Annotated in this window: 6 protein-coding genes; 3 read left to right on the top strand and 3 right to left on the bottom strand. The window is 73.3% G+C overall.

What is annotated here, in order from left to right; translation table 11 throughout:
• Window positions 1-1,198: sigma-70 family RNA polymerase sigma factor (locus ABT092_RS30530; protein ID WP_351249700.1), on the bottom strand; the 1,198-nt coding region annotated here is incomplete at its 3' end.
• Window positions 1,199-1,509: 311 nt separating this feature from the next.
• A complete protein-coding gene (locus ABT092_RS30525; protein WP_351249698.1) occupies window positions 1,510-2,367 on the bottom strand; it encodes a TetR/AcrR family transcriptional regulator in 858 nt (285 codons plus the stop codon).
• A gap of 401 nt (window positions 2,368-2,768) precedes the next feature.
• Here ABT092_RS30525 and ABT092_RS30520 point away from each other — a divergent pair, with 401 nt between their 5' ends.
• Together ABT092_RS30520 and ABT092_RS30515 are read left to right on the top strand one after the other, a co-directional pair.
• On the top strand, window positions 2,769-4,163 hold the full coding sequence (locus tag ABT092_RS30520; protein ID WP_351249696.1) for an NAD(P)/FAD-dependent oxidoreductase: 1,395 nt from the start codon (window positions 2,769-2,771) through the stop codon (window positions 4,161-4,163).
• A gap of 143 nt (window positions 4,164-4,306) precedes the next feature.
• Complete coding sequence (locus ABT092_RS30515) at window positions 4,307-5,980, top strand: ATP-binding SpoIIE family protein phosphatase (protein ID WP_351249694.1); 1,674 nt, start codon at window positions 4,307-4,309, stop codon at window positions 5,978-5,980.
• On the opposite strand, the gene ABT092_RS30510 is transcribed toward ABT092_RS30515, so the two are convergent.
• The gene (locus tag ABT092_RS30510; RefSeq protein WP_351249702.1) at window positions 5,981-7,255 is read right to left on the bottom strand and encodes an MFS transporter; all 1,275 of its coding nucleotides are present in this window, start codon (window positions 7,253-7,255) and stop codon (window positions 5,981-5,983) included.
• 115 nt (window positions 7,256-7,370) lie between these two features.
• Here ABT092_RS30510 and ABT092_RS30505 point away from each other — a divergent pair, with 115 nt between their 5' ends.
• The gene (locus ABT092_RS30505; RefSeq protein WP_351249692.1) at window positions 7,371-7,919 is read left to right on the top strand and encodes a MarR family winged helix-turn-helix transcriptional regulator; all 549 of its coding nucleotides are present in this window, start codon (window positions 7,371-7,373) and stop codon (window positions 7,917-7,919) included.
• Window positions 7,920-8,362: the final 443 nt, after the last annotated feature.

Here is an 8,362-nt window from a genome sequence, read left to right as displayed (position 1 = left end):
CCGCCCCCCACCGGCCGCCCCCCCCGGCGCCCCCCGCCCACCCGGCCCCCCGGGCCCCGCCGCCCGCGGCGGCGCCCCCGCCGGCCGCCCCGGCCGCGGTGCCGCCGCCGACGAGCGCGGCGACCTTGCCGTAGCCGGCGGCGCCGAACCAACCGATGACGGCGACCGGTACGACCGCCGGGATGCCGCCGGCGACCTCCTTGATCTGCCCGGCCGCGATGCGGCACTTGGCGCACTCCTCCAGGTGCTTGCGCAGGCCCCGTTCGGCCCGTGTCCGCAGGCCGCCGCGGGCGAACGCGCCGAGCCGGTCCGCGTAGCGGGCGCACTCCTCGCTGGTGGTCAGCGCGGTGCTCACATGGGCCTGGAGGTACGCCTGCTTGAGCCCCTCCCGGGCCCGGCTGGCCAGGACCCGGGTGCCGTTGGCGTCGAGCCCGAAGAGCGTGGCGACCTCGCTCGGGGACTCGTTCTCGACCTCGGTGTGCCACAGCACGGCCTGCCAGCGCTCGGGCAGGCTGCGGAACGCCCGCATGGCCATGGACCGTTCGGCCTCGTGCATGGCGCGGACGTCGGCGCCCTCGTCGACGGCGGTGTCGTCCGCCAGCTCGGAGCCGCGGGCCGCCTGCGCGGCGAAGAGGGCGAAGTCATCGATGAGTTGTTCGCGTTTGGCGGATTTCGTCCAGTGCGCGGCGACCCGGCGGACCGTGGTGAGCAGGTACGCCCGCACGGCGTGCTCCGGCCCCGCGCCGCGGCGCACCGCCTGGAGCATCCGGGCGAAGACCTCGGCCGTCAGGTCGTCCGCGGTGTGCCGGTCCCGGCAGCAGGTGCGCGCGTACCGGTGCACCGCCGGGGCGTGCCGGCGGTACAGCGCTTCGTACGCGGAGTCGTCGCCGGCCCGCATGCGCCCGATCAACTCGGCGTCGGGGGGCGGGAGACCGGGGGACGGAGGCGGGTCCCCGGCGGTCGGTCCGCCGGGTGCCGGGGCGGGCGGCGGCGGGACGAGGCGGTGCCGCTGTTGGGGGACGGCGGTCCGCGGGTCGACCGTCGGACCGCCGGTGCCGGGCGGTGCGTCGGGAGCGCTCGGCGGCTTCGGTCCGACCGTGCGGGCCGGGCCCGGTTGGCCGGGCACCTGGTGCGCCGGGGAACCGTCGGCTGTGCCGGTCGCGGGGCCCTTCGGCTCCTCCGGTCCGTCCACGTCCATCACGCAAAGCACCCGCCCGCACACTCTACGACCACCGGGCAAGCGTGCCACACCGGGATGGCGGCCTTGAGGCGTACTTCGCTCAGCCACTCATCCGAGGCACCTTTTTCCGGCCATCGACTTCAAGACGCCGACGAGCAACTGCATGTAATGTGCAGGAAGTTGGCGGCGATGTGGCCGATTCGGGCTCTTTCCGGCGGGTCGAACTTTTGGCCGATTTGATCTCATTGATCTCGGAAGGGACCCGGCCCTCCGACGGGAACGGGCGTCGCCCGGCAGCCGGCACGGCCCCGGGCGACGCCCCCGCGCACTCAGGACGGGCGGGACCGCAGTCCCTCCAACAGGATGTCCAGCAGCCGGGCCGACGCCGCGGCCTGCTGGTCCGCATCGGGCAGCGAGGGCGCCGCCGTGGCGATCACCAACAGCACGTCCGACACCGTCACGTCACGCCGCAACTCACCCGCGGAGCGGGCCCGTTCCACCAACCGTCCGACCACGTCGAGCAGGGCGTCCACCCCGGCGTCCCCGTCCCACCCGGCCGCCGCACCGGGCTCCGCGCCCGCCTCCACGGCTCCGCCCGCACCGGCCTCCTCGCCCGGGGCCGGGCCGGCCACCGGCGCCGCGAGGGCCGCCGCCTCACCGCCCCCGGCGCTCCGCTGCTGCGGTACCCGGGGCTCCCCGGACGGAACGCCCTCGACGCCGTCCACGAGCGCGGCGCCCTCGTCGGGCACCCCCACCCGCAGCATGTGGGGCGGCAACAGCCGGCCCGCCCCGGACGCCACGGAGGTGCGCAGGAAACGCGACAGGGCCGACCACGGCTGCTCCTCCTGCCCCAACGCGGCCCGCGCCTGCTCCGTCAACCGGGAGGTCTCCTCCTCGGCGATCCGGCGCACCAACACGTCCTTGCTGGGGAACCGGCGGTACACCGTGCCGACCCCCACCCGGGCCCGGCGCGCCACGTCCTCCATCGGCGCTCCGTACCCCAACTCCCCGAACACCTCGCGCGCGGCACGCAACACGTGCTCCAGATTGCGCTGGGCGTCCACCCGCAAGGGCGCGGAACGCGCCGCCTGGGGCTGGTCGTGCCCGGGCGCGTTGGTCGTCGCGCCGGGCACCGCATGGGCCGTCACACCGTGTGCGGTCGGCCACTGCTGATTCTGCGTATGCATATGTGTTCCCCCGGATTCAAGACGTCTCCCCCCGGAGACGCTCCCCGCCGTCGGCAGATCGGAGCAGGAGGGACTTGGCGCGCGGGACGGGCTCCCGTGGGTGAGCCCGTCGAGTGTGTCCCCCGACACTCCGACGTGACACGAACATAGTTGAGCAGGGGTGGATTCAGAAGGGGCGCGTTCCGCCACAGGGACCCCCGATCGGAGTACGCCCCGATTGCACCCCTAATGGGCGGCTGACCGTGGGCCCGCTCCCACGCACTGACCTGCGCCTCCACGAGGTTTCCCAACGATATGGCGGCGGTTCCGCCCGTTCCCCGGGCACCGCGGTCCGCCGAATTCCGGTCACACAAATTGCTCAGGCTGTGGACAAACTCCGGAGCCCGTTGCGTCATGGGTGGGTGAAGGCCGCCAACGCCCCGGGAACACCACCCGGCCCGACACCCGCCGTCCGCGTCCTCGTGATCGGCGGCGGATACGTCGGGACGTACACCGCCCTGCGCCTCCAGCGGAACCTCGCCGCGTCCATCGCCCGCGGCGAGACGGAGATCGTCCTGGTCACCCCCGACCCCTACATGACGTACCGTCCCCTCCTCCCCGAAGCCGCCGCCGGTTCGATCGACCCCCGGCACGTCGTCGTCCCGCTCCGCCGGCTCCTCGACCGCTGCCGCATCGTCATCGGCGAGGCGCACGCCGTCGACCACGCCAAGCGGACCGCCACCGTCAGCACGCTCGCCACCGCGGACGAGGGCACCGGCACCACCACCATCGCCTACGACGAACTCGTCCTCGCCCCCGGAACGGTCTCCCGCACCCTCCCCGTGCCCGGGCTCGCCGAACACGGCATCGGCTTCCGCACCCTCGAAGAGGCCATCGGACTGCGCAACCACGTCATCGAACAGCTCGACCTCGCCTCCTCCACCCGCGACCCCGAGCTGCGCGCCGCCGCCCTCACCTTCGTCTTCGTCGGCGGCGGGTACGCCGGCGTCGAAGCCCTCGCGGAACTGGAGGACATGGCCCGCTACGCGGTGCGCCACTACCACAACGTCGGCCCCGAGGACATGAGGTGGGTGCTCGTCGAAGCGGCCGACCGGGTCCTCGCCGACGTCGCCCCCGACCTCGGCGCCTACACCGTCAGCGAACTGCGCCGCCGCGGGGTCGACGTCCGCCTGAACACCCGGCTCGCCCGCTGCACCGACCGGGTCGCCCACCTCAGCGACGGCTCACGGCTGCCCACCCGCACCCTCGTGTGGACCACCGGCACCGCGCCCCACCCGCTGCTCACCGCGACCGACCTCCCGCTGACCGACACCGGCCGGCTCGCCTGCACCGCCCGACTCGCCGTCGACGGCGCACCCCACGCCTGGGGCGCCGGCGACGCCGCCGCCGTCCCCGACCTCACCCGCCCCGGCGAACACACCGCCCCCCACGCCCAGCACGCCCTGCGCCAGGCCCGACTCCTCGGCGACAACATCGCCGCCGCCCTCGAAGGCCGGCCCCTGAAGGACTACGTCCACCGCTCCGCGACCTGCGTCGCCTCGCTCGGCCTCCACAAGGGCGTCGCCCACGTCCGGGGACGCCCGGTCAAGGGCTACCCCGCCTGGTTCCTGCACCGCGTCCGCCATCTGCGCGGGGTGCCCACCGTCCGCCGCAAGGTCCGCGTCCTCGCCGAGTGGACCCTCGCCGGGCTCTTCAGCCGGGAGATCGTCTCCCTGGGCTCCCTCGAACACCCCCGGGCCGCATTCGAACAAGCGGCGGGGGACACCGCCCCCGATGACCCGAAGGGGTCGACCTGACCCCGGTGCGGAACTCCTCCCGCCCACCCGGCGTCTGACGGACGACGCACCACGGACGACGGATGTCGGACCCATCGGCCAGACTGGCTCACGCGACCCCCGGGCGGCCCGCCCGCCCCTCGACCCCACGAGGCTTCCACCCAGTGAACTTCACGCGCTGGAGCGCCCGGCTCCCCGGAACGCAGCGCCGCGCCGCCGCTCGATCCGCACACAGCACCCCGCCGGCCCCGCGCGGCCCGGGCCCCGTGCCCACCGCCCGGGCCGAACGCCGCACGGACGACACCGCCCGGGAGGCGCTCGACCGGCTGCGGGTCCCCGAGGTCCTCGACCGCGTCCCCGCCCTCGTCGCCCTGCTGCACGGCCCCGAGCACCGGCTCGTCCACGCCAACGAGGCGTGGACCACCGCCTTCGGCACCCGCACCCCCGAGCACGCCCCCGACGGGCAGGACCTCCCCGAACTGGACGCCCTCAACCTGCCCACCCTCCTCGACCAGGTGCTGCGCAGCGGGAAGCCCCGCACCATCAAGTCCCGCAAGGGCCCCGACGGCCGCTCCTACACCGTCACCTGCACCCCGTTGGACGACGCCCCGGACGGCAGCGGCGGGAGCGACGTCCTGGTGTTCGCCGTCGACGTCACCGACCACGCCGACGCCGCCGAACGCCTGCGCGCCGGAGAGCGCAGCCAACGGGAGACCGCCGTCACCCTCCAGCGCTCCCTGCTCCCGCAGGAACTCGAATCCCCCGACGACCTGCGCGTCGCCGCCACCTACCACCCCGGCGGCACCGAAACCGCGGTCGGCGGCGACTGGTACGACGTCATCACCCTCGGCGGTGGACGCACCGCCCTCGTCATCGGCGACGTCATGGGCCGGGGGGTGCGCGCCGCCGCCATCATGGGCCAGTTGCGCACCGCCGTCCGTGCCTACGCCCGCCTCGACCTGCCGCCGCACGAGGTCCTCCAGCTCCTCGACGGGCTCGCCGCGGACATCGACGCCAACCAGATCGCGACCTGCGCCTACGCCGTCCACGACCCCAACGAGGGCAGCCTCGTCTACGCCTCCGCCGGACACCTGCCGATCCTCGTCCGGGACGAACACGGCACCGTCCACCGCGCCGCCGACGCGACCGGCCCTCCGCTGGGCACCGGCGGCTGGGACCACACCTCCGGCAGCATCCCGTTGGGCCCCGGCTCCACGGCCGTCCTCTACACGGACGGCCTGGTCGAGCGGCGCGGGGAGGACCTCGACGAGGGGATCACCACGCTCGAACACGCCCTCGCCGGCGCCACCGGCACCCCCCAGGTCGTCTGCGACCGCCTGATCCGCACCGCGGGCGTCACCGCCGACCACGACGACGACGTCGCCGTCCTGGTCCTCCAGCACCCCGCCCGCACCGGCCCCGAGGGCGAGCTCTTCCGCAACGCCGCCCTGGACCTCCTCGGCGGGGTGGAAGCCGCGCCCCGGGCCCGGGCCTTCGCCTCCGGGGTGCTCACCAGCTGGCGCTTCCCCGCTGACCTCCACGACCTCGGGGTCCTCGCCACCAGCGAACTCGTCGCGAACTCCCTCCAGCACGGCACCCCGCCCATGCGGCTGCGGCTGCGCCGCACGGACCGCCGCCTGACCATCGAGGTCACCGACGGCAACGACCACCTGCCGCGCCGCCGCCGCGCCGAACTCGCCGACGAGACGGGACGCGGCATCGCCATCGTCGCCGCCATCGCCGCGTCCTGGGGCGCCCGCCGCACCCTCGACGGCGGCAAGGCCGTCTGGTGCGAGTTCGCGCTGCCCCAGGGGTCCGGGGCCCGGCCGGAGGAGTGACTAGACCCCGGCCGTGGCCTGCTCGGGCTTGCCCAGCGCCACCACCCGCGGTGCGACCAGCGAGGGCTGGTTCTGCTCGGGGGTCAGCTCCCGGCCCAGCCGCACCGCCAGATAGGTGATGCCCAGGGAGAACAACAGGAAGGTCACCACGTACGGGGCGTGCCAGGAGGCGCCCATCGGGCCGCCCACCGCCGGGCCCACGGCCAGTGCCAACTGCTTGACCAGCGCGAAGGCAGAGTTGTACTGACCCACCATCCCGCTCGGCGCGAGATCGGCGACCAGCGGCGCCACCGTCGGCGACAGCAGTGCCTCGCCCAGTCCGAACAGCGCGTAGGTGGAGATGAAGGCCGCGGTCGCCATGGCCTGGCTCCCGTTGCCCAGCCCCGCGTAGGCCGCCGCCGCCCAGGCCACGGCCCAGATCAGCCCGACCGAGGCGATCACCCGGGAACGCTTGCGGTACTCGACGAACCGCAGCACCGCGAACTGGGCGATCACGATCACCGCCGTGTTGGCCGCCAGCGCGATGCCCAGCGTCGAGGGCGAGATGCCCGCGGCCTCCACGCCGTACGCGGAGAGCCCCGACTCGAACTGTCCGTAGCAGGCGAAGAACAGCACGAAGCCGAGCACCATCAGCTGCACCATCGCCCGGTGCCCCAGCAGGGCCCGCAGTCCGCCGCCGGACCCGCCGGCGCGCACCGCCCCGGCGGCGACCGGCTCGACCTTCGGCATCCGCACCCCGACCGCGATCGCGGCGAGCACCAGGAACATCACGGACTCGATGAGGAACAGCGTGGTGAAGCTGCCCGGCCGGTGCTCGTCGACGATCTGTCCGCCGATGAGGCCGCCGACGCCCAGTCCCAGGTTCTGGAGGAAGAACTGGGTGGCGAACGCCCGGGTCCGCCCCGCGGGCTCCGAGCACCACACGATCATGGTGGCCAGCGCGGGCTGCATCACCGCGGTGCCCGCACCCAGCACCGCCGCGGACAGCACCGCGGTCGCGGCCGTCCCCGACACTCCGAGCGCCAGCGCGCCCAGCGAGGCGGTGACCGAGGCGCCGACGAGCACCGGAAGGGGGCCCCGCCGGTCGATGACCCGGCCCACGAAGGGCAGGGCGATCAGCGCGGCCACCGCGAACGCGGCGAGCACCAGCCCCGCGGTGGTCGGCCCCAGCTCGCGCACGCGCGCCACGTAGACGTAGAGGAAGGGCACCGTGAAACCGATGCCGAACGCACTCAATGCGCTACCCGTCTGGATCCGGCGCATCGCGGCGCCCATCGCCCTGGTCACATTCACCTGCCTTAGACATGAAGACTTCAAAGCTAAAGTTCGAGGGTTAACAGTACATGCAGAAGGACTTCAACGCAAAGTCGGTTCGTGCCATACTGCGGCCATGCCTCCCACCCCGGCCGCGGGCGAGCCGAGCCTCGACGAGCAGATCGCCGCCTACCAGCGCGAGTTCCAGGGCCTCGACCCCCAGGTCGAGAAGATCGTGTCGGCCCTCGGCCGCCTCAACCGCCGGATGAACGTCGCCTACGGTCGCCAGACCGCGACCCTCGGGCTCAGCAACGCGGAGTGGGAGGTCCTCAAGGCCCTGGTCCTCTCCGGCGCCCCCTACCAGCTGGGCCCCGGAGACCTCGCCAAGCGCCTCGGCCTCACCCCGGCCGCCATGACCCACCGCATCGACCGCATGGTCGGCGAGGGGCTGGTCACCCGAGACCGGGACGAGACCAACCGCGTCCGCGTCATCATCGAGCTGACGGGGCACGGCCGGGAGAAGTGGCTGGAGGCCATGCAACTGGCCACCGTCTTCGAGGAGGACCTGCTCCAGGACCTCTCGACGGACGAGCGCACCGTCCTCGGCGAGGTCCTCACCCGTCTGCTCCGCCGGGTGGAGCACGCCCAGCCGGACGCGGGCGGTCGGCTCACCGATCTCGACTGAAAAGAACTTGACCTGCGGCGGTTGACAGTGGTTCGACCGCCCCGTAGTGTTCTCCGGGTTGCCGCCGAGCCTGAACGGTTCTGCGTCGACGACCTCCCGCCGCAGCAGCGGCAACCAAAACTCTTCGCACGGCCCCCAACGGGATGGAATTCGGCGTGCCCGAATTCGCTTTCCAGGGCCCGCAGCACTCGATTATGAGTCTCCGGGAAAACCCGCTAGAGTTTTGAACGTCGGAACGGCCGCGAGGCGGGGAAGACGAAGCAGGAACCCCGCTGACTGGGGGTCAGGCACCGAAAAGGATCTGATACAGTCGGAACCGCCGGAAAGGAAAGCGAGCGAATCGCTCTTCTGGAAAGCACCGAGGAAATCGGATCGGGAAACGGTCTGATAGAGTCGGAAACACCGAAGGGAAGCGCCCGGAGGAAAGCCTGCACCGAATGGTG

Origin of the sequence: Streptomyces sp. NPDC002490, assembly GCF_040296045.1 — a bacterium.
Lineage (GTDB): Bacteria > Actinomycetota > Actinomycetes > Streptomycetales > Streptomycetaceae > Streptomyces.
The sequence above is the reverse complement of the archived record's forward strand: the minus strand, read 5'-3'. Positions and strand labels throughout refer to the sequence as shown.

Bases quoted from the DNA above. Each gene is read 5' to 3' on its own strand.
- ABT092_RS30505 (WP_351249692.1), top strand. From the start codon at position 7,371: ATGCCTCCCACCCCGGCCGCGGGCGAGCCGAGCCTCGACGAGCAGATC.
- ABT092_RS30510 (WP_351249702.1), bottom strand. From the start codon at position 7,255: ATGGGCGCCGCGATGCGCCGGATCCAGACGGGTAGCGCATTGAGTGCG.
- ABT092_RS30525 (WP_351249698.1), bottom strand. From the start codon at position 2,367: ATGCATACGCAGAATCAGCAGTGGCCGACCGCACACGGTGTGACGGCC.